This window comes from Pseudomonas sp. UMAB-40, from assembly GCF_900095275.1.
GTDB classification, from domain to species: Bacteria; Pseudomonadota; Gammaproteobacteria; order Pseudomonadales; family Pseudomonadaceae; genus Aquipseudomonas; species Aquipseudomonas mandelii_B.
Genome location: NZ_LT607571.1, coordinates 129597 through 153577 on the forward strand (window position 1 = coordinate 129597; position 23981 = coordinate 153577).

General features: G+C 60.9%; 21 protein-coding genes and 1 pseudogene. 8 read left to right on the plus strand and 14 right to left on the minus strand.

Features of this window, described 5'->3' with window-relative positions; all coding sequences use genetic code 11:
* From K0F88_RS25725 to K0F88_RS25755, 7 genes are all read right to left on the minus strand, one after another.
* Positions 1 to 689: spore coat protein U domain-containing protein (locus K0F88_RS25725; RefSeq protein ID WP_374039748.1), on the minus strand; the 689-nt coding region annotated here is incomplete at its 3' end.
* The gene (locus K0F88_RS25730) at positions 686 to 3043 is read right to left on the minus strand and encodes a fimbria/pilus outer membrane usher protein (RefSeq protein ID WP_219097093.1); all 2358 of its coding nucleotides are present in this window, start codon (positions 3041 to 3043) and stop codon (positions 686 to 688) included. The genes K0F88_RS25730 and K0F88_RS25725, both read right to left, overlap by 4 nt.
* A gap of 93 nt (positions 3044 to 3136) precedes the next feature.
* The gene (locus tag K0F88_RS25735; RefSeq protein ID WP_219097094.1) at positions 3137 to 3925 is read right to left on the minus strand and encodes a molecular chaperone; all 789 of its coding nucleotides are present in this window, start codon (positions 3923 to 3925) and stop codon (positions 3137 to 3139) included.
* 28 nt (positions 3926 to 3953) lie between these two features.
* Entirely contained in the window at positions 3954 to 4457 is a 504-nt protein-coding gene (locus K0F88_RS25740) for a spore coat U domain-containing protein (protein WP_219097096.1), read from the minus strand.
* Between the two features lie 4 nt (positions 4458 to 4461).
* A complete protein-coding gene (locus tag K0F88_RS25745) occupies positions 4462 to 4998 on the minus strand; it encodes a spore coat U domain-containing protein (RefSeq protein WP_219097097.1) in 537 nt (178 codons plus the stop codon).
* Positions 4999 to 5018: 20 nt separating this feature from the next.
* Positions 5019 to 5552 carry a spore coat U domain-containing protein gene (locus K0F88_RS25750; protein ID WP_219097098.1) on the minus strand — a complete coding sequence of 178 codons (534 nt, stop codon included), beginning with the start codon at positions 5550 to 5552 and terminating at the stop codon, positions 5019 to 5021.
* 19 nt (positions 5553 to 5571) lie between these two features.
* Positions 5572 to 6096 (minus strand): spore coat U domain-containing protein, encoded by a 525-nt coding sequence (locus K0F88_RS25755; protein ID WP_219097100.1) that lies wholly within the window; start codon positions 6094 to 6096, stop codon positions 5572 to 5574.
* A 391-nt stretch (positions 6097 to 6487) separates the two neighbouring features.
* On the opposite strand from K0F88_RS25755, the gene K0F88_RS25760 reads away from it, so the two are divergent.
* Positions 6488 to 7804 carry a leucine-rich repeat-containing protein kinase family protein gene (locus tag K0F88_RS25760; RefSeq protein ID WP_219097101.1) on the plus strand — a complete coding sequence of 439 codons (1317 nt, stop codon included), beginning with the start codon at positions 6488 to 6490 and terminating at the stop codon, positions 7802 to 7804.
* 137 nt (positions 7805 to 7941) lie between these two features.
* On the opposite strand, the gene K0F88_RS25765 is transcribed toward K0F88_RS25760, so the two are convergent.
* Positions 7942 to 8649 carry a YebC/PmpR family DNA-binding transcriptional regulator gene (locus K0F88_RS25765; protein ID WP_219097103.1) on the minus strand — a complete coding sequence of 236 codons (708 nt, stop codon included), beginning with the start codon at positions 8647 to 8649 and terminating at the stop codon, positions 7942 to 7944.
* A gap of 232 nt (positions 8650 to 8881) precedes the next feature.
* Between K0F88_RS25765 and K0F88_RS25770 the strand changes: the two genes are divergently transcribed.
* Positions 8882 to 10192, plus strand: coding sequence for a type VI secretion system Vgr family protein (locus tag K0F88_RS25770; RefSeq protein WP_094468119.1), 1311 nt, complete (start codon positions 8882 to 8884; stop codon positions 10190 to 10192).
* A gap of 86 nt (positions 10193 to 10278) precedes the next feature.
* Here the strand turns inward: K0F88_RS25770 and K0F88_RS25775 are convergent.
* Together K0F88_RS25775 and K0F88_RS25780 are read right to left on the minus strand one after the other, a co-directional pair.
* Positions 10279 to 10487 (minus strand): annotated as a pseudogene (locus K0F88_RS25775) (FAD-dependent oxidoreductase); the annotation flags it as partial.
* Positions 10488 to 10497: 10 nt separating this feature from the next.
* Positions 10498 to 11829 carry an MFS transporter gene (locus tag K0F88_RS25780; protein WP_094468120.1) on the minus strand — a complete coding sequence of 444 codons (1332 nt, stop codon included), beginning with the start codon at positions 11827 to 11829 and terminating at the stop codon, positions 10498 to 10500.
* Between the two features lie 268 nt (positions 11830 to 12097).
* On the opposite strand from K0F88_RS25780, the gene K0F88_RS25785 reads away from it, so the two are divergent.
* The gene (locus K0F88_RS25785; protein ID WP_094468121.1) at positions 12098 to 12970 is read left to right on the plus strand and encodes a LysR family transcriptional regulator; all 873 of its coding nucleotides are present in this window, start codon (positions 12098 to 12100) and stop codon (positions 12968 to 12970) included.
* 227 nt (positions 12971 to 13197) lie between these two features.
* Here the strand turns inward: K0F88_RS25785 and K0F88_RS25790 are convergent, their stop codons facing one another.
* Entirely contained in the window at positions 13198 to 14061 is an 864-nt protein-coding gene (locus K0F88_RS25790) for a LysR substrate-binding domain-containing protein (RefSeq protein WP_219097104.1), read from the minus strand.
* 115 nt (positions 14062 to 14176) lie between these two features.
* On the opposite strand from K0F88_RS25790, the gene K0F88_RS25795 reads away from it, so the two are divergent.
* From K0F88_RS25795 to K0F88_RS25805, 3 genes are all read left to right on the plus strand, one after another.
* Positions 14177 to 15286, plus strand: coding sequence for a 2-aminoethylphosphonate--pyruvate transaminase (locus K0F88_RS25795; RefSeq protein WP_219097105.1), 1110 nt, complete (start codon positions 14177 to 14179; stop codon positions 15284 to 15286).
* Positions 15287 to 15440: 154 nt separating this feature from the next.
* Positions 15441 to 16268 (plus strand): phosphonoacetaldehyde hydrolase, encoded by an 828-nt coding sequence (gene phnX / locus K0F88_RS25800; protein ID WP_219097107.1) that lies wholly within the window; start codon positions 15441 to 15443, stop codon positions 16266 to 16268.
* A 188-nt stretch (positions 16269 to 16456) separates the two neighbouring features.
* The gene (locus tag K0F88_RS25805; protein ID WP_219097108.1) at positions 16457 to 17005 is read left to right on the plus strand and encodes a cytochrome b; all 549 of its coding nucleotides are present in this window, start codon (positions 16457 to 16459) and stop codon (positions 17003 to 17005) included.
* Positions 17006 to 17035: 30 nt separating this feature from the next.
* Here the strand turns inward: K0F88_RS25805 and K0F88_RS25810 are convergent, their stop codons facing one another.
* Together K0F88_RS25810 and K0F88_RS25815 are read right to left on the minus strand one after the other, a co-directional pair.
* The gene (locus K0F88_RS25810) at positions 17036 to 17962 is read right to left on the minus strand and encodes a 1-aminocyclopropane-1-carboxylate deaminase/D-cysteine desulfhydrase (protein WP_219097109.1); all 927 of its coding nucleotides are present in this window, start codon (positions 17960 to 17962) and stop codon (positions 17036 to 17038) included.
* Positions 17963 to 18148: 186 nt separating this feature from the next.
* On the minus strand, positions 18149 to 20188 hold the full coding sequence (locus tag K0F88_RS25815) for an FAD-dependent oxidoreductase (protein WP_219097111.1): 2040 nt from the start codon (positions 20186 to 20188) through the stop codon (positions 18149 to 18151).
* 208 nt (positions 20189 to 20396) lie between these two features.
* On the opposite strand from K0F88_RS25815, the gene K0F88_RS25820 reads away from it, so the two are divergent.
* Together K0F88_RS25820 and K0F88_RS25825 are read left to right on the plus strand one after the other, a co-directional pair.
* Entirely contained in the window at positions 20397 to 21527 is a 1131-nt protein-coding gene (locus K0F88_RS25820) for a nitrilase-related carbon-nitrogen hydrolase (protein ID WP_219097113.1), read from the plus strand.
* A gap of 3 nt (positions 21528 to 21530) precedes the next feature.
* Positions 21531 to 22571 carry an AraC family transcriptional regulator gene (locus tag K0F88_RS25825; protein WP_219097114.1) on the plus strand — a complete coding sequence of 347 codons (1041 nt, stop codon included), beginning with the start codon at positions 21531 to 21533 and terminating at the stop codon, positions 22569 to 22571.
* Between the two features lie 347 nt (positions 22572 to 22918).
* Here the strand turns inward: K0F88_RS25825 and K0F88_RS25830 are convergent, their stop codons facing one another.
* Positions 22919 to 23755, minus strand: coding sequence for a DUF2242 domain-containing protein (locus K0F88_RS25830; protein ID WP_094468130.1), 837 nt, complete (start codon positions 23753 to 23755; stop codon positions 22919 to 22921).
* Positions 23756 to 23981: the final 226 nt, after the last annotated feature.

A 23981-nucleotide genomic window follows, 5' to 3' on the forward strand; every position in this document is an offset into this window, starting at 1 on the left:
TCCAGCCCCACGGTGTAGGCGCTGCCCTTGGTGCAAGCCAGGTTGATGGTCTGGCCGGTGACGGCGGTGAAGGCGCTGACCACCGGCGCACTGCCGAAACTGATGTTCGGTGCGGTGATGGTGCAGTCGTTGGCCACGGTCATGTTGACGGTTAACGTCGCGGTGCCACTGCCGATGTCGCGCCCCAGACAGATGCTGCCAGCACCGATGCCCGCGCAATAATTCCAGTTCCAGAAAATACTCAGGGTCTCGCTGTAGACGCCCGCCGCCACGTTGCTGCCGAGGGTTGTTCGTAAATAAACAGGCGCGGTTTTCGGCACCACACTGCCCAGCAGACCGAGCGCATCGATGATGCCATTGCGGGCAAAATCGAACGCCACGGCCCGGGTGATCGGATAGCTGGTGCTGTTATCGGCGTACAACGTGTAGCCAATAACGTCCCCGGTCGGCCCCAGCAAGCCGGATTGCGTCGACGTGACGGTCGCGTAGAAATGGTCATTATTGGTCAACAACGAAAGCAGTGAGCCGGAGCAACTCAACCCCGCATTGGTGGTGGAGCTGGATTGAGCGGTTGTGCGCACCGCAATCGAACTCTGAGAGCCGAACCCCGCCGCTGTGGTGCTGACCACGGAGCACAGCGCCCACGCGCAACCCGGCAGCCAGAGCGCCAGCAACATCAGCCATTTCATTGGCACACCAGTGGACCGATCAATGGGATCTGGTCCTGATTCAAGTCCACGGCGAACTGCACCTGGCAGGTCTTTCCATCCGCCAGGGTCACCTGCAAGCTGTTTTGCTTCTGAAGGTTTTCCAGGTACACCAGGCCGTCCCAGCCGACCACGGTTTGTGCGCCGCTCTGCTCGTGCACAACGTTGCTGCCCAAGGGCAATTCCTGTTGCTGCGCATCCACCAGTACGAGGCTCGCAGCGATCACCTTGGTGAGTGGAAACTCCAGCAGATAACCGCTGCCCCGGCGCACCGCGATCCGCTGCTCGACATTGGGACTGCGCACGTTGGCCGGCAAATTCAGCGGATCGATTTCGTATTTGCCACGGTAATAGGCGCTGCTCCACGGCACCAGCAAGTGGCCGTTGCGATCCGTCTGGCCCACCTGCTGGTTTTCGTAGCGCACGGGAATGTCCGCGTAACCCTCGGTGCTGACCACCACAAACGCGTCGTCGATACGGTTGGCTGCGAATACCTGACGGTCCATCCAGACCAGCGAACCACTGGCATCGGCCCAACGGGTTTCGGCGTCGCTGTTGCCGTAGACACCCGCCTGCAACTGCACCGATTGCAGGCGCCAGGTCAGGTCGGCTTGACGATAATCCGGGCCGTCACCCTGGGCGTAACCGAGGTTGAAGCCCACCCCGCCTTCGGTGGGAACCGCGCGACTGTAGTTGACCCGCTGCTGGTGTTGCCCGGTCTTGCTGCGTTCGGTGCTGATGGCCAGGCTGCCGCGCAGATCGAACGGGATCACCAGTTGCGCTTGCACCGCCCAGTTGCTGTCACCAATTTCCCGATTGGCCGACAAGTAGAAACTGCTGTTGCGCCACAAGGGTTTGCTCCAGGTCAGATTAAGCAGCCGGGTGCGCGAATCATCCGCCGCACGCACGTCGAAATAACCGACACCGAGGCTGCCCCAGGTGTCGAGGTTAAGGCTCAGGGTCGCTTGCTCGCTGCGTGTGCTCAGGGTGGTGTAAGGGCTGTCGACCACGGTCAGGTCGGCGTAGTGGTCGCGACGTTGCAGACGTTGCCAGGAGAAGCTGTAGCGCTGGCTGCTGTACTGATAGCCGAGGCTCAATTGCTGACCGCTTTCACCTTCGAAACGGCTTTGGCTGAGCGCCGTATTGAGCACCCCGAAATTGCCCAGTCGCAGGTTGCCGCCCACGCCACCAAGGCTCAGGGAATCCGAAGCTTCGGCGTGGCTTTCCAGGGTGAGGTTATCGCTCAAGCCATAACGCAGGCTGCCGGACGTGACACCGGGACCGTAGCTGAAATCCCGTATCCCGTAGCCCCGACGCAAAGTGCCCGCCGCCACGGAATAATCACTCAAGCCTTTTTGCAGCAAGCTGCTGGTGACGTAGAACGGTACCGTGGTCGAGACCTGTCGACCCAGTGCATCTGTCGTCACCACGACCGCTTCACCGGCGCCGTTGATGAACGGGATATTGGTCAATGTGTAGGGCCCGGGTTGCAGTTCGGCGCTGCTGGATTTGTAGCCGTTGATGAACAGGTCCACCGAGGACGGCACCGCCGCTTCCCCGGCAAATTGCGGCAACGGATAGGTCACCAGATCCGGGCGCACGCCGAAGTCGCGGGACACCTGCACGCCGCCCAGGCGCACCGAATTGCTCCAGGGCAAGGCACCGCTGACCAGGTCGCCGGCCTCATAGGTCAGCAATCGCTCGTCATCGGAGTAACGCCAGGTGGTGTCGTAGCGCAGGTAACCATTGTTCAGCGTACTCACCGCCGTCCCCGACAATGTGCGGCGGTATTGCCCGGAGTTGGACAGCGTGCCCCAGCTGTCGAACAACCGCACTTCGTTCCACGCCGCGAGGTAGGTGGCGGCGTCATCGGTGTCGTTGAGGTACAGGTCATAATTGAGCAAGGCACCGAAACTGCTCAGGGCCGGAGTTCGCGGATAGGCCTGGCGGCTGCCGACGAACTGCTCCGGCAGCCAGTCCGGCGGCACCTCCAGCAGCAGCCGTTGAGCCCCGCTGTCGTACTCGCTGTGCAAGCCCTTCAGGCTGTCGAGGTCGACTTCGGTGCCGGTGTTTTCAGGCAACCTGATGCCGCTGTCGCGCAATGCGCTGGCCGATAGAAACAACCGTCCGCCCCGCTGTTCCACCGCCACGACTCGTCCGGTATTCATCAGATTGACCACCAATTCCAGAAACAACTGTGCATCGGCCACAGCCTCCATGCCGCTGGGTGGGGGCGGTAGATCACCAGCCCCGGCTTGCGGGGCGAGCACCAGCCAGTACGCGCAGCTCACTGCCCACAACGGCCGCTGGAAACTGCGAGCCAGGCTTTGGCTCATTCGCGCTTTAGGTCCGTCTATGGACACATCCCTCCTTGTCACAGCACACACAATCCCTGTAGCAGCTGGCGAAGGCTGCTACAGGGATTGTGGTCAACGTGCCGGGGTGATGCTCTGAACCTGCGGTGCGCCATTGATCCGCACCTGCAACGCCGGATTGGCGGCCATCGGTCCCGGTGCCGGCCAGCGCATGATTGCGCCGGGCAGCACGTAACCCAGCAGGCCGTCCACCAGCGGTTGGGTCTGGCTGCCTTGCTTGAGCGCCACGTCGGTCAACCGCGCATGCACCGCACCCTGATTGCGCACTTCGACATAGGGCCGACCGTCCACCGCCACCGTGCGCCAGCTCAGATCGGGCAAGCCGATGCCTTTGGGATCACGTTGGCGACTGGTGTCTTCCTTGCTCCACAGCCCGGCGCCATAGGCGAACAACGGCACCGAATACCGCATCTGAAAACGAATCGCCGCAGCGGTCTTGCCGTCTTCGGAAGCGGGGGTTTTAGCCGAGGGAATTTCATCGATGATGATGCGGTAAGCCAGTTCCTGTCCCGGTGGAATCTCCCGGGTACGGGTCAGGCGCACGAGTTGTTTCTGACCGGGTTCAATCTTCGCCACGGGCGGACTGCCGATCACATCGCGCTGATTCTGATACTGATCGTTGAAGCCGCTCTGGCTCCAGGCGAACACCCGGATTTGCAGGTTGGCCGTCTCATTGCCCCGATTTTCCAGCCACAAGGCACTGGCCTGTTGATCGGCTTCCAGCACCGGGTCGATCGGCCAGATCAGCACCGAACTGGCGGCCTGCACCTTGACCACCCCCAGCAACATTATCGCCAACACCGCACAACGCATGACCGAATGCCGCTGCGAAGGTGAACTCATAGACCTGCTCCTTATTCATAAAGACGCGTTACCACGACAGCTGCACTTGCAGCACATCGCTGTACGTCCCACCAGGCTGATTGCCCGGTAATTGCAACCGTCCATAAATCGGCAGGCTGATGTTGTTGGCATCGGTGTAAGCCACGGCGACACTCTGGCCGATCCCCAGACTCTGGCTGAATGCCGCATCGCGAAACAGCTGGTACGCCACGCGGTTACTGCCGGTCGTGAGCTGCATATGCCGCCCGCTGCTGTTGTACTGGCCGCCATCGACACTCATGTTCATCGTCACCCCCGGTGTGCATTGCAACTGCACACCAGCGCTCAAGGCCACCTGCACCGTGTCGGTGGCCAGGGCCGACTGGCTGCCGAAGTTCAGGCTGCCGTAATTCGATACGCCACCCACCACCAGGCAACCGGCCGTGACCGTGGCGCTGACCTGAAAGCTCTGGCTGGTCACCGCCGCCAGCGGCAACGGCACGCTTCCCGCACACAGCAGGATCAGCGCTACATAGCCGTGTTTTTGGGTCATCGCTCTAGAACGTCAGTTCGACGGCAACGGTGTCGGTGTACGTCCCGGCCGGCAGCCCGGCCTTGCCGACGGCTTTACCGTAGAGGTTCACGGTCTGCGCCACCCCGGTGCTGGTCGCGAGGTTGATCACCCCGTCGATGGCCAGAATCTGCGAATGCCCTGAGTCGGTGTACAGGTCATACGGCACGAAGTTGCCACTGCCGTCCGCCAAGGCCCGGGTACCGCCGGCAGACAGACCGTCATGGGCGCCCGCCCGGACCTTCACCGCCGGCGTGGTGCCGCTGGAACACAGAATCGACAACGCCCCGCCACCGCCGCCCAGCACTTGCGCATTGGCGCTAGTGAACAGACTGTTGTCAGTGCCGAAATTCAGTGCTCCGAAGTTCAGGCCGCTGGTACCGCCGGCACCGTTGACCTGACAGCTGTTGGTCAGGATCAGGCTGGACGTGATCTGGCCAGTGACCGTGGTGGCGGCATGGGCACTGGACGCCAGTGTCAGGCCGAGCAGCGACAAACCTATCCTTGATACAAACATGTGCATGGTGTCCGTCCTCTACGGGGTTACCAATCGAGCGTCACCGTCAGGGTGTCGGTATAGACGCCGGTCGGTAGCGCACGGGTATTCGCCACCACCGAGCCAAATACCGGGATCGGTATCCGGGCCCCGCTGGTGACAGCGAAATTGTGTTGCTGGCCGATGCTGTAGCGCTGGTTTCCGGAAGCATCGATGAACAACTGATAAGGGATGGTCTGGCTGCCGTTGCTCAGGCGTCGGGTCGTACCATCGCCATGGGCGCCGCCATCGATGGTGACGGTGAACCCGGTCACCGAAGGATTGCAGACGACGTTCAGTCTGCCGGTGCCGTCGTTGCCCAGGCTGGCGTTGATCGGGCGATTCCAGGTCGGACCTTGCTGGCCGAAATCAAGCGTGCCGAAATCGTCGGCCGCACTGCCCGGGCCGGCACCATGGGTGACTTCACAACCGGAGGTAATGGTCAGGCGCGCATGAATCTGCCCGCTGACCGCCGCTTGCGCGTCTTCGGCCAGCAGAACCAACAAGCTCGCGGCGATCGCCCTCCAGTGCCTGTTTGTCATGGCGCCAACCCACTCCTCGCTACCAAATCACCGTCACTTTCACCACGTCTGAATAGCGGCTGACACGGGGAATCTCCGCCAGCGGTTCGATACGGGCAAACAAGGGCAAATCCACGGAACCGGAATCCGGTACACGGCCACTCACCGGGACATTCACCGCCAGCGGGATCCGCCGCGCGGGGTCCTGGTAAAGCCGATAAGGGATGGGTTTGCTGCCGGCGGAACCCGCCATGTAACGCACGTCACCGACGCCACCGTGCAGGCCGCCGTCGACGCGTAATTGATAAGGGGTGTCGGGGTTGCATTCGAGCCTTGGCAGTCGCTCATTCATCAGCGCCGCGCCCAGTGGTCCGGCGGGATCATCCAGCCGCGCCGTGCTGCCGAAGTCGAGCACGCCCAGTTGCTCGATCCCGGCGCGGTGTTGCTGCCCGACCACTCGGCAACCACGCTGCACATCGATGCGCACGTCGACCTGAAAGTCTGCAGCGAACACTTGCGCACTGAGCGCCACACCCGTAACTGCCAACACCAGAATTCCTTTCACGGCCCCATTCCTTGTGTGGGGTGGCTACTAGACATCAGGGTAGCAATGCAACGGAATTTCGCCAGCCGCTCATCGCCAATGAACACCCGCGATGTGCGCTTTTTACAGAGATGTGTAAGAAAGTCACCGATTTAACCGGCTTAAAAAGCTCTACAAGCCGCAGATTCATGTCGAGATTTGGCCGTCAGGGAGCCGTGGTTTTTATGTTGCCGCACCGCCCTCTCGCGAGCAGGCTCGCTCCCACAGTTGACCGAGTTGTCTGGGCGGACGCGCACTAATGTGTGCGAGCCTGCTCGCGAAGGCGACCTCACAGGCGGCAGAACTTTCCCGCTATCATGTCGCCCATTTCCAGGGCCTCGCGCCCTCCCCTCGATCAATAGCGAACCCGCCCATGGATACCCTCGCCCAACTGCGCGCCGGCCAACTGACAGGCATCACCCGTCTGGATCTGGCCTGCGGCCTGACTGAATTTCCGCGAGAAATCTTCGACCTGGCGGACTCGCTGGAAGTGCTCAACCTCAGCGGCAACGCCTTGAGCCGCCTGCCCGATGACCTGCATCGCCTGACCCGTCTGCGCGTGCTGTTTTGCTCGGACAACCGGTTCACCGAACTGCCCGCGTGCCTCGGCCGATGCACCGCGCTGACGATGATCGGTTTCAAGGCCAATGCCATCGAGACGGTACCCGCCGCTGCGCTGCCGCCGTTACTGCGTTGGCTGATCCTGACCGATAACCGCCTGCGTGAACTGCCCGCCGAGTTGGGTCAACGCCCACACCTGCAAAAACTCATGCTCGCCGGCAATCGCTTGCAGCGCCTGCCCGAAAGCCTGAGCCAATGCCATCGACTCGAACTGATCCGCATCGCCGCCAATCAACTGACCGAACTGCCCGAGTGGTTGCTGACCCTGCCAAGCCTGACCTGGCTAGCGTATGCCGGTAACCCGCTGGAAACTGAGGCCGATGCCGCAGCCATGGACGCCACGGCGAGTATTGCGTGGTCAGGGCTGCGCCTGGAGCAACAACTGGGCGAAGGTGCTTCGGGGGTGATTCATCGGGCGGCGTGGGAGCGACCGGGCCAACCGGCCACCCAAGTTGCGGTCAAACTCTACAAAGGCGAAATGACCAGCGACGGTTCACCGCTGCACGAAATGAACGCCTGCATCACCGCCGGTCTTCACCCCAATCTGATCCGGGTCGAAGGCCGAATCGTCGGGCATCCCGAACAGCAGGTCGGGTTGGTGATGCAACTGATTGATCCGAGTTATCGCAACCTGGCCGGGTTGCCGAGCCTGGCGTCCTGTACCCGTGACGTCTATGCCGATGACACCCGTTTCAGTGCGCACGTAGCACTGCGCTTGGCCCGTGGAATCGCCTCGGTGGCCGAGCATCTGCATCACCAGGGCATCACCCATGGCGATCTCTATGGCCACAATATTTTGTGCAACGAGCACGGTAATTGCCTGCTGGGGGACTTTGGCGCGGCGTCTTTCCATGCGACGTGCGACAGCCTTGAAAGCCGTGCGCTGCAACGGATCGAAGTACGGGCGTTCGGGGTTTTGCTGGGGGAGTTGCTGGAGCGGATCGACTCAGGGTTGAGTGATGAAAGGGGTATGCGGCTGGAGGAATTGCAGCAACGCTGCTGTCAGCCGGATGTGCTGGCGCGGCCGGGGTTCAGTGAGATAGGACAGGCGTTAGCCGCGTTCAACTGAGCTAAAGGCAAGTACAAAACCTGTGGCGAGGGAGCTTGCTCCCGCTGGACGGCGCAGCCGTCCCAAAATCGACGGCTGCTGCGCACCCGAACGGGAGCAAGCTCCCTCGCCACACAGAAAATCACAACCGGTTCGGCTTAACCCGCCAAACCAACAAACATATCCTGCACATCATCATGGTTATCGAGGCCTTCCAGGAACGCCTCGACTTCAGCCATCTGCTCGTCGCTCAAACCGCTCACCGGGTTTTTCGGCTGGTAACCCAACTTGGCCGACAACACGGTAAAACCTTGTTCAGGCAGCGCCTTCTGAACGGCGTCCAGGTCCCCTGGTTCGGTCAGGAACAGGGTGGTGCCCTCTTCTTCACCGGGCTCAAAATCCTGGGCTCCGGCTTCAATCGCGGCCATTTCCGGATCGGCGTCAGGGCTGTCCGGGGAGGCTTCGATCATGCCCACATGGTTGAAGTCCCACGCCACCGAACCGGACGCACCCAATTGGCCCTTGCGGAAGGCCACGCGGATTTCAGCGACGGTGCGGTTGATGTTGTCGGTCACGCATTCAACGATCAGCGGCACCTGATGCGGCGCGAAGCCTTCGTAGGTCACGCGATGGTACTGCACGGTTTCGCCCAACAGACCCGCGCCTTTCTTGATCGCGCGATCCAGGGTTTCCTTGGGCATCGAGGCTTTTTTCGCCTGTTCGACCACCAGGCGAAGGTGTGCGTTGGTGGCGGTATCGGCACCGTTACGCGCAGCAATGGTGATTTCTTTCACCAGTTTGCCGAAGATCTTGCCCTTGGCGTTAGATGCCGCTTCTTTGTGTTTAACCTTCCACTGTGCGCCCATTACTCACTCTCTTATCTGTGGCGCCGAGACATCTATTGGCCGACGCTTTGCGCAAGTTTATACGGCCTAAAGTTGGCAATCGACCAAAAATTCCACCCCGGCTCACCGGCATGACCAATCGACATATTCACTAGCAGTTGTAGGGCGATTCTGAAAAGTCGATTTGCGGTGACTATAAAGGGCCGTGGTTTCGTACCCTCTGCGCCCATATTCCATGGCAGAAGCGCGTTCGATGCACAACGACAAGGAAAGTCCCTACACCCTGACCCTCCTGGACAGTGGATTGACTCTGCAGGTGTTGCAGTTCAGTGGCCGAGAAAGTCTCAACCAGCCCTATCGTTTCGAGATCGAAGTAATCGGCCTGGCACCCGCCATGAACCTCGAGCGGTTGCTGCATCAACCGGCGTTCCTGAGCCTGATGGATGACACCGGCATTCACGGCATCTTGCACAGCGCCTGTCGCGAGTATCGTGGCCCGCACCGAATCGACTACCACCTGGTGCTGGTGCCTTGGCTGCAACAACTGGACCGGCACCCTTGCCGTCGGGTCTTTCATCAACTCGGCGTGCCTGCCCTCCTGCGCCAGTTGCTCACCGAAAACGCAATCCCCGATGACAGCTTCCGTTTTGAACTGCCCAGCGGACGCTATCCGGTGCGACCGTTCTGCATTCAGTTTGATGAGAGCGACCTGGCGTTCCTGCACCGGCTCTGCGAAGAAGAAGGCATCCACTATCACTTCGAACATCAGCGCGACGGCCATGTGCTGGTGCTGGCGGATGACAGCCTGAGCTTTCCCCAGGAACCGCTGCTGATGCCCTTTCACGGCGAGACGGCCGATCCCGCCAACGTGCCGGTGATCACTGAGTTGTTCCAGCGCCACGCCTCGCCTGCGCCGCAACAGCTCCAGCGTGAGCAATCGAGTCGTCGATCACTGGAACGGCTGCGCTGCCGGCATCGGCAGATTCAGGGGCAAAGCAATCACAGTGATTTGCGCAGTGGATGCATCGTGCAAGTCTCGGAACACCCCATCGCGAACTTCAACGATCAGTGGCTGCTGACCGAGATCCGGCATCAGGGCCGACAGCCGTCGATTCTCGCCGAGGACTCCACCGACAAGGTCCGCCGTTACAGCAATCAATTCAGCGCCATCCCGTGGTCCACGGTGTTCCGGCCAGCGCTCACACAGGCCAGGCCGAGCATTGCGGGTTATCAGAAGGCGCGAGTGCTGGGCCCTGTCGGGCAACCGGCGGTGCTGGATACTCAAGGGCGGATTGAGGTCCGATTGTGGCCCACGGAGCAAGCCGACGACGAGGAGTCCACCGGGCTCTGGCTACCCGTGGCCCTCGCCGCGCCGGACGGTCGGATCGATCCGTCCAGGCTGCCGCTCGCGGGCACCGACGTGCTCATCAGTTTTCTCGACAGCAACCCTGATCGCCCGGTGTTGTGTGCGACGGCGAGCAACCCGCCAGCGCCTCGACTCGCTCGACAGCCACGTAGCGATGGCCGTCTGTTGCTGGACTGGCTGGTCAATCGTCCGGACTGATCAGCCCTTGTCAGCCTTGCCAGCCGCCGCCGCGAACCTGGCCAGGCACACATCCAGATGCCAGACGGCAAACCGGTCACTGAGCGATTTCGCCCACTGGCGCCGGCCCCACAGATGTCCGCTTCGATCAGCAGCACATCCAGGTCGGGGTTCTGCTCCTTGAGCATGATCGCGGTCCACGCCCGGTATAGCCACCGCCGACGATGCACACGTCAGCGCGGGTGTTGCGAGCCAAAGGTTCGCACGGCACGCAGGGCTCGGCCTCCAGCGCCTGTTCCAGCCAGAAAGGTCTCATCGTTTACTTCTCAGGAGCGCAGGGGTTTTACCGTCATTGCCTGGTCAGGCACGAAAGGGCTTTCGACGCGCAGGCCAGCCGGACGGCTGTTCCAGTGGGGGATCAGCACCAGGGCGGAGAACAACGCGCAGCCGGCGAAGACGATAAACACGGTGACCGAGTCGAAGTAACCCGGCAGCAATCCGCCGAGAATCGCCCCGACCGAGCCACAACCATTGACGAATCCGGCGGCCGTGGCGCCCGCCTTGGCGGTGCCGAAATCAATCGCTGCCGCGCCGCTGATCATCGAATCCGGTCCGTACAAGGTCAGGCCCATGACAAACAGCAGCACCACCACCAACAACACGCTGCCGGTGTGCAGAGCGCCCATGAACAGCGCCAGGGAAACGGTCAACGCCAACAGACTGATCACGCAGGCCGGCATGCGCCGGGCGCCGAACAGTTTGTCCGAAGCCAGCCCGAGGAGTATCGGCCCCAGCAGCCCGGCCAGTTCGAACGCGGTAGGAATGATCGCCGCGCCCACCTTGCCCACAGAGGGCATCTGCTCGAAGACGATCACCGGCCCCCAGAGCAAAATCGCGTAGCGCGCCGGTTTCAACAGAAAGTACGCCAGGCCCAATACCAGCACCGTGCGGTTGCGCAGGATTTCCTTCAACGGTTCGAGCACGCTGATCTTGCTTTGCGCGCAGGTCTCTTCCGTTGTCCGTTCCGGCTCCGGCTCCGGCTCCACTGCGGGCAAGCCAACGTCTTCCGGTCTGTTGCGTTGGAAAATAAAAAACAGCACGGCGACCAGCCCAACCACCGCCGCACTGGAAATGAACGCCGCGTGCCAGCTGCCGATGAGCGTATACGCCCACCAGCCGGCAAACGGCGAGGCCACCAAACCGCCAAAGGCGTAGCAGGAACTCCACAGCCCCAGCACCCTTCCGCGCTGCTGGGCAGGGAAAAAACTGCCGATGTTCTTGCACAGCCCCGACCAGCCGGTGGACTGCGCCAGGCCTTGAATCAGCATGCAGGTGGCAAAAATCGGTAACGTCGCGAAACTGCCCATCACCAGGGCGGCCGCTGCGGAAATCAGCAACCCGCCAAGCACCACGACCCGTGGACCGAAGCGGTCGGCGAGGATGCCCCAGGTAAATTGGCCGAAGGCGTAGGCCGTCAGATAGATGGCGTCGAGGTTGGCCATGGCCATTTTGTCGAGCATGAAGGTGGGGTCTTCGGCGATCCCCAGTTTGGCCACGGAAAAGGCTTTGCGGGTGAAGTAGAAAGCGGCGTAGGCGAGCCAGGTGATCGCGAAGATCTGCACGCGCCACCGTTTGATGGTGCCGATGGAGTTGTTCATTGTGGTTCTGACCTCAGGGTGTGAGTGTGCCGGCAGAAATTGAGCAATAACGCCTGTTTTTTTATTGTTGAGCACTTCGATACCGCTGCTTCCCTGAGGCGATACCGGTCAGATGAGCCCTGCAACTGCACGCGCAGGCTCACGGCCACCGACGCTGTTCGACTGAGCAGTCACCGGGGCTGAGGTCGATAAAAACAATTACTGATTAATAAGTGAAATCGATTTATCGTATTTCCAATATAAGCTCTGATTGTTACCGGAGGTTTCGATGTCGGTTTCCCACGCCCAGCTCAAAGCCTTCCACGCCGTGGCCGTTCACGGAAGCTTTACCAAAGCCGCCGAGCGGCTTTTTCTCACGCAACCGGCGATTTCCGACCAAGTGCGCAAGCTCGAAGAGCGCTTCGGGGTGTTGCTGTTTCACCGCAACAAACGCTCGGTGCGCCTGACGGATCTGGGCGAGCGACTGTTGAGCATTACCCAGCGGCTGTTCGTCATCGAGGACGAGGCACAGGAGCTCTTGCATGACTCCCGGGCCTTGCAAACCGGCAGCCTGATTCTCGCGGTGGATGCACCGGTGCATGTGCTGCCGCAGATTGCGCGTTTCTGTGAGCGCTACCCCGGCATCAGCGTAAAAATCGAAACCGGCAACACCGACGAATCGCTGTTTCGCCTGTTCAACTATCAGGCCGACCTGGCGTTACTGGGCCGGGATGTGAGTGACGAGCGGCTGATCTCGCTGCCGCTGCGCAATGACCCGATGGTGGCCTTCGTTTCACGCAATCATCCGTGGGCGGATCGTGAATCGATTTGCCTGGCGGATTTGCACGACACGCCCCTGGTGCTGCGGGAAATCGGTTCGGTGACACGTCAGACACTGGAAGAGGAAATGGCCCAGGCCGGGTTTTCCATTCGCCCGGCGATTCAGGTTGAAGGTCGGGAAGCGGCGCGTGAGGCGGTGGTCGTGGGGATCGGCGTTGGTGTGGTGTCCGCCGCCGAGTTTGGCGCGGATTCGCGGGTGTGTGCGTTGCCGATTACCGATTGCACACGGCGATTGACCGAGACACTGGTGTGCCTGCGCGAGCAGAGTTCGCGGCGGGTGGTGGCGACGTTTCTGGAGATGGTTCGCGAGAGTCTTGTGTAGACAGGGCCGGCCTCATCGCGAGCAAGCTCGCTCCCACAGGTTTTGCGTCGTACCCAAGATCTGCAGCCAAGTTAAATCACTGTGGGAGAGTTCGCGAGAGCCTGATGCAGGCTGGTCTGGCCCCTTCGCGAGCAAGCTCGCTCCCACAGGTTTTGCGTCGTACCCAAGATCTGCAGCCAACATAAATCCTGTGGGAGCGAGCTTGCTCGCGATGCAGACACCTCGGTTTATCTGGAGGGCGCCAACTCAAAAAACGCCCGAATCAAACGCAAATCCCGCCGCCGTTCCATGCACCCGATCATGTGCCGGTTAACCAACCCTTCACCCAGAATCGGCACTGCCGCCACCCGCGGGTCATGACTGACCTCCACCGACGACACCACGCCAACCCCCAACTCGGCCGCCACGGCCTCGGTCACCGCCTCGCGACTGTCCAGCTCCAGCAACACCCTGGGATTGACCGAGGCCGTTGCGCACGCCTCATCGAACGTTCGTCGGGTAATCGAACTCGGTTCACGCAACACCATGATCACTTGGTCCAGCTCCTTGAGCTTCACGCCCTTGGAGGCCTTGGCCCAGGGATGGCTTTGCGGCACCAGCGCGCAAATCCGTGATTCACTCAACGCTTGCAGATGCAGGCCTTTGCGCGGCTCTACCTCGGTCAACACTGCTACGTCGGCATGCTCGGACAACAACGCCGCGAGCGTTTCCTGAGCATTGCCCAAGCGCAAGTTCACCGTGATCCCCGGATACCGCGCCCGCAGGCTGGCCAGCATCGGCATGACCATGTGCGGGCCGTCCGCCGCCACTTCCAGGCGCCCGGTCAGCAATTGACGATTCGCTTCCAGCAGCACTTGCGCTTCTTCGGCCAAACCGAACATCGCCCGCGTGATCGCCGCCAGCTTGATGCCCTCCTCTGTCAGCTCCACTCGTCGCGCGGTGCGGCGCAGCAAGGTGATTTGGTAGTGCTCCTCCAAAGACTTGATGTGCCCGGTGACCGCCGGCTGGCTGATGAACAACCGCTCGGCCGCGCGGGTGAAACTGCCTTCGCGGGCCACGGCGTCGAAGGCTCGAAGCTGAAACAGGTTCATGAATAACTCTCACTGATGGCTGGCATAACAACAAACAATTTGATTGATAGCACCCGAAATTGCAATTTATGTCCCGTAGCTTCATCCCACAGAGAGCTTTTGCGAGGACACAAGAATGAGCACTGCCGAGCCAATCCTGCTCACCCCCGGCCCACTAACCACATCGGCCCGCACCCGTCAGGCGATGATGGTCGACTGGGGTTCATGGGATGACCGCTTCAATCAATTGACCGCCAGCCTGTGCGAGCAATTGCTGTCCATCATCAACGGCGGCGACAGCCACCACTGCGTGCCCTTGCAAGGCAGCGGCACGTTCGCGGTCGAAGCGGCCATCGGCACGCTGGTGCCCCGCGACGGCAAAGTGCTGGTGCTGATCAACGGCGCCTACGGCAAACGTCTGGCGAAAATCTGCGAAGTGCTCGGCCGCTCTTTCAGCACCTTCGAAACCGCTGAAGACGAACCGACCACCGCCGCCGACGTCGACCGTCTGCTGCACGCCGATGCCGGCATCACCCACGTTGCGCTGATTCACTGCGAAACCAGCACCGGCATCCTCAACCCGCTGCCGGAAATCGCCCATGTGATTGCGCAACACGGCAAACGCCTGATCATCGACGCCATGAGTTCCTTCGGCGCACTGCCGATCGACGCACAACAGGTGCCGTTCGACGCATTGATCGCCGCCTCGGGTAAATGCCTGGAAGGCGTGCCGGGCATGGGTTTTGTCTTTGCCCGCAAAGAAGCGCTGGCGAATGCTGCCGGCAACTCGCACTCGCTGGCGATGGACCTTTTCGACCAGCACACCTACATGGCCAAGACCGGCCAATGGCGCTTCACGCCGCCGACCCATGTGGTCGCCGCGCTGCACGAAGCCCTGCTGCAATACAACGAAGAAGGTGGTTTGCCGGCGCGGCATCAGCGCTATGCCAACAACTGCCAGGTGCTGCTCGATGACATGGCCAAACTTGGCTTGCGCAGCTTCCTGCCCGCTGCGATTCAGGCGCCGATCATCGTGACGTTCCACGCGCCGAAAGATCCGCGCTACCAGTTCAAGGAGTTCTACGAACGCGTCAAGGCCAAGGGTTTCATCCTCTACCCCGGCAAATTGACCCAGGTCGAAACCTTCCGCGTCGGCTGCATCGGGCACGTCAACCAGGCCGAGATGCACGCAGCGGTAGCCGCAGTCGCCGAAGTACTGCGCGAGATGGAAGTGTTAGAGATCTGACCCACACCGCATTCCCCTGTGGGAGCGAGCCTGCTCGCGATGAGGCCCGACCAGTCGACATCGATATTGAATGAGAGTCCGCTATCGCGAGCAGGCTCACTCCCACAAAGAGCCGATTTCCTAAATTGCCAGCTATCACAGGATTCTGATCACCATGAACTACAGCAACCCAACCAAGCTGCAAGCCGCCATCCTCGACTGGGCCGGCACCGTGGTCGACTTCGGCTCTTTCGCGCCGACGCAGATTTTTGTCGAGGCCTTCGCCGAGTTCGACGTCCAGGTCTCCATCGAAGAGGCCCGCGGGCCGATGGGCATGGGCAAGTGGGACCACATTCGCACCCTGTGCGATCAGCCGGAAGTCGCCGAGCGTTATCGTGCCGTGTTCGGCCGCACGCCGACTGACGATGACGTCACCGCCATCTACAAGCGTTTCATGCCGCTGCAGATCGAGAAAATCGCCGAGCACTCGGCGCTGATTCCGGGCGCACTGGACACCATTGCCAACCTGCGTCAGCAAGGGATCAAGATCGGTTCCTGCTCCGGCTACCCGAAACAGGTCATGGACAAGGTGGTCGAACTGGCCGCCACCAACGGCTACGTCGCCGATCACGTGGTCGCCACCGACGAAGTGCCTAACGGCCGCCCATGGCCGGCCCAAGCCTTGGCCAACGTTATTGCGTTGGGCATCGACGACGTCGGGGCCTGCGTGAAGATCGATGACACCGTACCGGGCATTCTCGAAGGGCGTCGTGCCGGCATGTGGACCGTGGCGCTGATCTGCTCCGGCAACGCGTTGGGGCTGGACTACGAAGGTTTCCGTGCCCTGGGCAGCGAGCAACTCGACAGTGAACGCAAACGCATCCACGCGATGTTCGAAGGTTCGCGGCCGCACTACATGATCGACACCATCACTGACTTGCCGCAAGTGATCGCCGACATCAACAAGCGTCTGGCCAAGGGTGAGATGCCGCAAAGCAGTTGATAACGTTTCTTGTTCCATAAAAAGCGCCAGCTCCGTTTCGGAACTGGCGCTTTTTTTTGAGCGATCACTTGAGCCAGAGCATTGAACGCCCAAATAGCCACAGGCAAATCCACCAAAGCGGATTACAGTTAAAGAACACCGTCGAACAAGAAAGGTGGGCTTTAGACCAGACCTGTGAGGAACACCGTATGCCCTGGAAGAACTCCGAATCACGCTATAGCACTGTATCGATTACGCTGCATTGGTTGATGCTGGTTTTGCTGGCGCTGGTTTACGCCTGTATCGAATTTCGTGGGATCTTCCCCAAAGGCAGCGGTGGCCGGACGCTGATCACCGAATCGCACTTCATGCTCGGCTTGACGGTGTTTGTATTGGTTTGGCTGCGGCTGTTCGCTCGCAGCCTGGGCCCGGCTCCACAGATCTTCCCGGCCTCACCCCGCTGGCAGACCGTGCTGGCCAGACTGATGCACTGGGCGCTGTACATTTTCATGATCGCGATGCCGATGCTCGGCTGGCTGGTGACCAGCGCCAAAGGGCATCAGGTGATGTTTTATGGCTTTGACCTGCCGTTGCTGATCCCGGAGGACAAGACGCTGGCCAAGCAAATCGAAGGCTGGCATGAGCTCGGTGGCACCATCGGTTACTGGCTGATCGGCCTGCATGCGGTGGCAGGGATTTATCACCACTATGTGGTGCGCGATAACACGCTGCTGCGGATGATGCCCAAGCGTGGGTGAAAAAACACTGATCCCTGTGGCGAGGGGGCTTCAGGTTTGTGAGTTGAACCCCCGACGGCCCTGCAATCCACCAGTGTGGATGAAGATCAGGCGTGTGCCCTTTTCAAATGTTCCAGCCTCGACTTGCTGCTTGAGCATCAGCAGCGCCTTGCCGGTGTACAACGGTTCGAGGGGAATATCCGAAGCCTGTTCGACCTGGTCGATGAAACTGAGCAGCAGCGGATCGACCTTGGCAAAGCCGCCTCGACTGGCGTCGAACAGTTCGTAAGCCGCTTCCTCCACACCTGCCTCTCGGACAATCGATTCAACCTGCTGCGCCACACCATGATCGTCGGGCACTGCGAGCGCGCCATACAATGGGTGTTCGCCCGCCTCCGCCAGCACCAGGCCGGCCAGGGTTGTGCCGGTTCCGCAGGCCAGCCACCAACCGTCGTAATCACTCCAGCCCAAGTCGCTCAGTTGATCGAGGACCATCGCCTTCAACTGCCTGCAACCCCGCGCCCCCTGCAGACCGCCGCCCCCTTCAGGCACCGGATACAGGTCGGGATATTGCGCCTGCCAGGGCAGCCAGAAATCTGCTTCGTGCCGCGCTCGATAACCGCCATAACCCAACCAGTGCACCTGCATGCCGAACGCTAGCAAGTCCCTCACCGTCGGCGTTTCCTGCGGATGACCGCGCAGCAGGCCGACCGTTTTGAAATCGAAACGTTTGCCGGCGGCGGCCAGTGCATGCAGATGATTGGAGTGGGCGCCGCCGAGGCTGATGATGCCTTGGGCGCCGATCCGGTCAGCGGCGTTGAGGTGTTCGATGAGTTTGAACCACTTGTTGCCGCTGATCAGCGGGTCGATCAGGTCGAGACGCAGGATGGCGACTTCAATGCCGGCGGAGGTGAGCCCGTCGAGGTGAAGGTGTTGAAGCGGGGCCTGGAGTAGCCAGTCGTTGGGAGGGAGAAGCATCGATGCCAGCTCTGGGTGAAGAGCTGGCATCTTAGCAGCCGTTGTGGCGAGGGGGCTTGCTCCCGTTCGGCGGCGCAGCCGTCGTAAACCCATTCAACGCAGTGATCCTGGAAAACTGCGGCGTTTGGGAGGGGCTGCTACGCAGCCCAGCGGGAGCAAGCTCCCTCGCCACAGGCATTGAGTTGCTTACAACTCAGCAGCCAACCGCGATCCTTGGTTGATCGCCCGCTTGGCATCCAGCTCCGCCGCCACGTCCGCGCCACCAATCAAATGCACGTTCTGCCCCGCTGCCACCAGACCCTCCTGCAATTCACGCAGCGGATCCTGCCCGGCGCAGATCACGATATTGTCCACCGGCAGCACCTGCGGCTCACCGGTTTCGCCGATGCGGATGTGCAGGCCTTCATCATCAATCTTCAAGTATTCGACGCTGTTGAGCATCTGCACCTGCTTGTTTTTCAGACCGGTGCGATGAATCCAGCCCGTGGTTTTGCCCAGGCCGTCGCCGACCTTGGATTTCTTGCGTTGCAGCAGAAACACCTCACGCGCCGGGGCATGGGGTTCAGCCTTGATGCCGGCGACACCGCCGCGCGCTTCCAGATGTGTATCGATGCCCCACTCTTTCCAGAACGCTTCACGGTCCAGACTGGTGGCCACGCCTTGGTGAACCAGGAATTCCGATACGTCAAAACCGATCCCGCCCGCGCCAATCACCGCGACACGCTTGCCCACCGGTTTACGCTCGAGAATCACGTCCAGATAGCTCAGCACCTTGGCGTTTTCAACGCCGGGAATCGCCGGGGTTCTCGGGGCGATGCCGGTGGCCAGGATGATTTCGTCGTAACCGCCCTCAACCAGTTTCGCCACATCGACACGGGTGTTCAGGCACACCTCGACGTTGGTGGTTTGCAGTTTGCGGTTGAAATAGCGCAGGGTTTCGAAGAACTCTTCCTTGCCCGGTACACGCTTGGCAATGTTGAACTGGCCGCCAATCTCGCTGGCCGAATCAAACAGCGTCACCGAGTGACCGCGCTCGGCCGCCACAGTGGCTGCGGACAGGCCCGCAGGACCGGCACCGACCACCGCGATTTTCTTGATCTGCTGCACCGGCAGGTAGTTGAGCTCGGTTTCATGGCAAGCACGCGGGTTCACCAGGCAGCTGGTCAACTTGCCGCCGAAGGTGTGGTCCAGGCACGCCTGATTGCAACCGATGCAGGTATTGATTTCGTCGCCACGACCGGCGGCCGCCTTGTTGACGAAGTCCGGGTCGGCGAGGAACGGCCGTGCCATGGACACCATGTCGGCGTCGCCTTCGGCCAGAATCTGCTCGGCCACTTCCGGGGTGTTGATGCGGTTGGTGGTGATCAACGGAATGCTCACCGAACCACGCAGCTTGGCCGTGACCTTGCTGAACGCCGCACGCGGCACCTTGGTGGCGATGGTCGGAATCCGCGCTTCGTGCCAGCCGATGCCGGTGTTGATGATGGTCGCGCCGGCCTGTTCGATGGCCTTGGCCAGGGTCACGATTTCTTCCCAGCTGCTGCCACCTTCCACCAGGTCGAGCATCGACAGGCGGAAGATAATGATGAAGTTCGGACCGACCGCTTCACGGACACGGCGGACGATTTCCACCGGGAGGCGCATACGGTTTTCGTAGCTGCCACCCCAACGGTCGGTGCGGTGGTTGGTGTGGGCGGCGAGGAACTGGTTAATGAAATAACCTTCCGAGCCCATGATTTCGACGCCGTCGTACTCGGCTTTTTGCGCCAGGGTCGAGCAGGTGACGAAATCGCTGATCTGCTTCTCGATGCCTTCCTCGTCCAGCTCTTTAGGCTTGAACGGGTTGATCGGCGCCTGAATGGCACTCGGCGCGACCTGTTTCGGGCTGTAGGCATAACGCCCGGCGTGGAGGATCTGCATGCAGATCTTGCCGCCCGCCTCGTGCACCGCGCGGGTCACGATCTGGTGCTTGAGCGCTTCTTCCTCGGTGGTCAGTTTGGCCGCGCCGGAATACACCCCACCCTCATCGTTCGGACCAATGCCACCGGTGACCATCAGGCCAACACCACCGCGAGCACGCTCGGCGAAGTAGGCCGCCATGCGTTCGAAACCGCCGGGCTTTTCCTCAAGACCGGTGTGCATCGAACCCATCAGGGTACGGTTGCGCAGCGTGGTGAAACCCAGGTCCAGCGGGGCCAACAGGTGCGGGTAATGTGCGGCGGCCATTTGTAACTCCACATCGAGCGATCACGGAAAATATGCAGGAGCTCTTCGGCCCCCGTCAGTCATGTTGGACAGACTAAGAGTCGCGCCCCTGTCACTCAATGACCGAAACTGACAACTTATTGATCCAAATGTGCAGCGCCCCTTGGCAAGCGTCGGCATGGGCCCTACCCTAGTCGCGAACCCTGCACACGGCTGTCGACTGTTTTCCATGCGCAAACTTCTGTACCTGACTTTCTCCATGGCATTGATTGCCGCCCTCACGACCTACGCCATGTGGGCCGCGGACCGTCCGGTGGGTCATTATCTGTCGGACCTGCGCATTCATCTCGCGGTCGATCAAGGCACGCCCGCCGATCGTGGCAATCTGCTGGGCATCCAGCCCGAGCTGTTTCCCACCGACTATCAAAGCCCCGAACGGCTGCACCGCAAGCTCGCCGCCTATTTGCAGCAGGCCCAGGACCAGGGCTTGCTGAATGAAAAAACCATCGTCGTGCTGCCCGAACATATCGGCACCTGGCTGATGGTCAGCGGCGAGAAAGATGAGCTGTACCAGGCGACCACTCTCGAAGAAGCCATGAACTGGCTGGCGGTGAGCAATCCTGTGCAGTTCGTCCGTGCGTTGATCAGCGCCAAGGGCGACAGTCGTCTCGACGACGCTCACTTGCGGATGAAGGCCAAAGGCATGGCCAAGGATTATCAGGCATTGTTCGGGGGGCTGGCGAAGGCGTTCAATGTGACCCTGGTGGCCGGCACGATTGTGTTGCCCGAGCCGAGCATCGTCGACGGCACGCTGAAAGTCGGCCGCGGCGCGTTGTACAACAGCAGCGTGGTGTTCGGTCGCGACGGTTTGCCGATCGGCCAGCCGCAACGCCAGATGCATCCGGTCTTTGCTGACCTTGACGTCATCAAGGCCAATGGCGCGCATACGCTCAACGTGGTCGACACACCGGCCGGACGCTTGGGCATACTGATCGGAAGCGACAGCTGGTACCCGGACAACTACCGCAAACTCGACGCTCAGGGCGCCCATTTGGTGGCTGTTCCCGCGTATGTCGTCGGCCGCGACACCTGGGACAAACCGTGGCGGGGTTACAAGGGGCTGTCGACGCCCAGCTCGGTCAGCCTCAAGGCCGGTGAACTCAGTGAAGGCCAGGCCTGGCATCGTCTGACACTGACCGGCCAGCCGCCCAGCAGCCAGGCCATGGCCGGCATGAGCGTGTTCCTGCGCGGTCAGTTCTGGGACAAGGGCAGCGCGGGTCAGAGTTTTCTCAGCAACAACGGGCAGCAGTTCGCCGACGGCAACGCCCGTGGCGCGCGTTTACTGAACCTCTGGTTGTAACCTATGAAACCGCTGCCGATGCGCCTTGGGGATCTGTCGGTGGGCTTTGTTCACAGCCTGGCCGACGCCGTGCGCAGCCACGGTGTGGACCCGCAACCGCTGCTTGAGCAATACGGCCTCGATGCCGCGCGACTGGCCGAAGCGGGAGCCCGGCTGTCGATCCCGCGCTACATGCGCCTGGGCCACGGAGCCATTCAACTGACCGACGACCCGGCGCTGGGTTTGCGCATGGGCCAGCTCAGTCGACTGAGTCAGGCCGGTCTGGCCGGAGTCACCGCTGCCCAGGCGCCGACGGTTCGAGAAGCGGCGCGCTGCCTGATTCGTTTTGAAGCCTTATATGGCTCCAACTACCGTGGTCAATCGAGCTTTCATGAAGACGCTCAAGGCGCGTGGCTGCGGTTCTATTCCATCAGCCCTTACAACGCCTACAACCGCTTCGTGGTGGATTCGATCATCGCCGGGTGGCTGCAACAATTGTCCAGCGTGAGCCCTGCCCCGCTTCGCGCCGAACGGATCGAGATTGAGTTTGCCGAACCGGATTATCGTGACGCGTATGCCGCGCTGGGTGACTGTCCGATTCAGTTCAGCGCCGAACAGAATCAACTGCGCCTGAGTCTGGCCAGCCTCGCCCAGCGCAACCCGGAACACTGCCCGAGTACCTGGCGACACTTGCTGCAACTCTGTGAACGGGAACTGGAGCAGCTGACACGCACCCGCAGTCTGCGTGAACGCATCACTCAGTTGCTGGGGCCGTTACTCAATGGTGGCCGGGAACCCGACCTCGAAGAAGTGGCGGCACGCCTGAAGCTGCCAACCTGGACCTTGCGTCGTAAACTCGCCGAAGAAGGTACGCAATTTCGCGCCATTCTCAATGACACGCGCCGCGATCTGGCCATGACCTACATTCGCGACACGGAACTGGCGTTCGGTGAAATTGCCTACCTGCTGGGTTTTGCCTCAGCCGAAGCTTTCCAACGCGCCTTCAAACGCTGGAACGGCCAGACACCCGGCGAGTTTCGCCGCAGCCATCGCCAATCCGCGTGATGCTCAAAGCTCAGTAGCGTCTTCCGCTGGCTCCAAGGGGTCCAGTTCAAACGCCTGATACTCGAGCAGCTCTTCTTGATAATCGTCCATCGTGAATTCCCCCTACCGCTCGTTTAAAAAATGCCTGAATGAATGACCAACGCCCCGAGCATAAAGTGCCCGTGTGAAAGAAAAATGACGCGGGCGTACCGCTCAGCGGCTACTTATAAAACGTAGCAGGCGGTCAGGAATTTATCACAGGATTTTTTCGATAGAGGCTGCAGGACTAAAGCTCGGGTTGACGCGGATCAATCTAAAAGCCACTTCGGGAACGGTGTCATCTGACACGGTCCCGAAATGCATACCGATTACTGGCTGGCAGCAGGCATGGCCGAAATAGGCTCGCTCGGTGGCGGCAGGCTGGATTGCGGCGGTGGCGTAACGGTTTCCGGAGACGGAGCCGGTTCCGGGTTTTCAGCCGGGGTGATCGGCGCTGTTTCAGGCGGCGGTGCGACTGGCTCCGAGGCAGCGGGGGCTGGAGCAGGTTCAGCCGCAGGCGCTGGCGCGGGTTCCGCAGCAGGTGCCGGCGTTGGGGCCAAAGGCGCCGGAGCAGCCTTGGCTTCAGGCATGCCCAGGTCGGTCTTGGGTTTCTCGGGGATGTGTGCAGCTTTTTTCGCTTCCGGCGGCAGGAACAACTCCACCAGCGCAAAGAAACGCTCGTAGAACTTGGCCGACGAGACGGTTTCACTGGCAACCTTGACCATCGAATCGTCGGAGGAACCGATCGGCATCGACACCGAACCCAGCACACCCACGCCCACACTGGCAGAGTTGTTGGTTTTCTTCAGCGCATAACGGTCCTGCAGGGCGTTGGCGAACATGGTCGCATGATGGCCCTCACTGCCATCATCGGCACAGACCACACTGAAGCTGATCTCCATGTGGGTCTCGCCGGTCTGCTGGAAGCTTTTGTGTCCGCTGACCAGTTTCGGGTCGGCGCTGGTGATGATATAGCCCTGGCTCAGCAACGCCCGACGGGCGGCTTCGCAGGTCTGCGCATCCGTCACCGGGTAATTGCGCGAAAACGTCCCGGAGTCATCGAAGTTCTCATGCTCGTAGATGGGGGCTTTCTTCGACGAGCAGCCGGCAACGGCGGCCAGCAACAGCGCCAGCCCGGCAACACGCATGGGAATTGATTTAAACATTGAACATCCTGAGGGAAACAGTCCGGGGCGTATTGTGCAACAGATCGATGCTTAGCGGAGCATCGATTAGTGTCTTAAAACATTTACAAGTCTACTGACTGTCAGTTACGGGAAAAAGTCCCGTTCGGGCCCAGATCAAATATCCACTGTTGGAGCTTCCAATCCCGAATCGCACGCATAAAAATGTATGGTCAGCCCATCTCCTGCAACCTCATGGGCTGTTTTC

Excerpts from the sequence above, each read along its gene's own strand:
- K0F88_RS25730 (WP_219097093.1), bottom strand. The coding sequence starts at position 3,043 with ATGAGCCAAAGCCTGGCTCGCAGTTTCCAGCGGCCGTTGTGGGCAGTG.
- K0F88_RS25735 (WP_219097094.1), bottom strand. The coding sequence starts at position 3,925 with ATGAGTTCACCTTCGCAGCGGCATTCGGTCATGCGTTGTGCGGTGTTG.
- K0F88_RS25740 (WP_219097096.1), bottom strand. The coding sequence starts at position 4,457 with ATGACCCAAAAACACGGCTATGTAGCGCTGATCCTGCTGTGTGCGGGA.
- K0F88_RS25745 (WP_219097097.1), bottom strand. The coding sequence starts at position 4,998 with ATGCACATGTTTGTATCAAGGATAGGTTTGTCGCTGCTCGGCCTGACA.
- K0F88_RS25750 (WP_219097098.1), bottom strand. The coding sequence starts at position 5,552 with ATGACAAACAGGCACTGGAGGGCGATCGCCGCGAGCTTGTTGGTTCTG.
- K0F88_RS25760 (WP_219097101.1), top strand. The coding sequence starts at position 6,488 with ATGGATACCCTCGCCCAACTGCGCGCCGGCCAACTGACAGGCATCACC.
- K0F88_RS25765 (WP_219097103.1), bottom strand. The coding sequence starts at position 8,649 with ATGGGCGCACAGTGGAAGGTTAAACACAAAGAAGCGGCATCTAACGCC.
- K0F88_RS25770 (WP_094468119.1), top strand. The coding sequence starts at position 8,882 with ATGCACAACGACAAGGAAAGTCCCTACACCCTGACCCTCCTGGACAGT.
- K0F88_RS25780 (WP_094468120.1), bottom strand. The coding sequence starts at position 11,829 with ATGAACAACTCCATCGGCACCATCAAACGGTGGCGCGTGCAGATCTTC.
- K0F88_RS25785 (WP_094468121.1), top strand. The coding sequence starts at position 12,098 with ATGTCGGTTTCCCACGCCCAGCTCAAAGCCTTCCACGCCGTGGCCGTT.
- K0F88_RS25790 (WP_219097104.1), bottom strand. The coding sequence starts at position 14,061 with ATGAACCTGTTTCAGCTTCGAGCCTTCGACGCCGTGGCCCGCGAAGGC.
- K0F88_RS25795 (WP_219097105.1), top strand. The coding sequence starts at position 14,177 with ATGAGCACTGCCGAGCCAATCCTGCTCACCCCCGGCCCACTAACCACA.
- phnX (WP_219097107.1), top strand. The coding sequence starts at position 15,441 with ATGAACTACAGCAACCCAACCAAGCTGCAAGCCGCCATCCTCGACTGG.
- K0F88_RS25805 (WP_219097108.1), top strand. The coding sequence starts at position 16,457 with ATGCCCTGGAAGAACTCCGAATCACGCTATAGCACTGTATCGATTACG.
- K0F88_RS25810 (WP_219097109.1), bottom strand. The coding sequence starts at position 17,962 with ATGCTTCTCCCTCCCAACGACTGGCTACTCCAGGCCCCGCTTCAACAC.
- K0F88_RS25815 (WP_219097111.1), bottom strand. The coding sequence starts at position 20,188 with ATGGCCGCCGCACATTACCCGCACCTGTTGGCCCCGCTGGACCTGGGT.
- K0F88_RS25820 (WP_219097113.1), top strand. The coding sequence starts at position 20,397 with ATGCGCAAACTTCTGTACCTGACTTTCTCCATGGCATTGATTGCCGCC.
- K0F88_RS25825 (WP_219097114.1), top strand. The coding sequence starts at position 21,531 with ATGAAACCGCTGCCGATGCGCCTTGGGGATCTGTCGGTGGGCTTTGTT.
- K0F88_RS25830 (WP_094468130.1), bottom strand. The coding sequence starts at position 23,755 with ATGTTTAAATCAATTCCCATGCGTGTTGCCGGGCTGGCGCTGTTGCTG.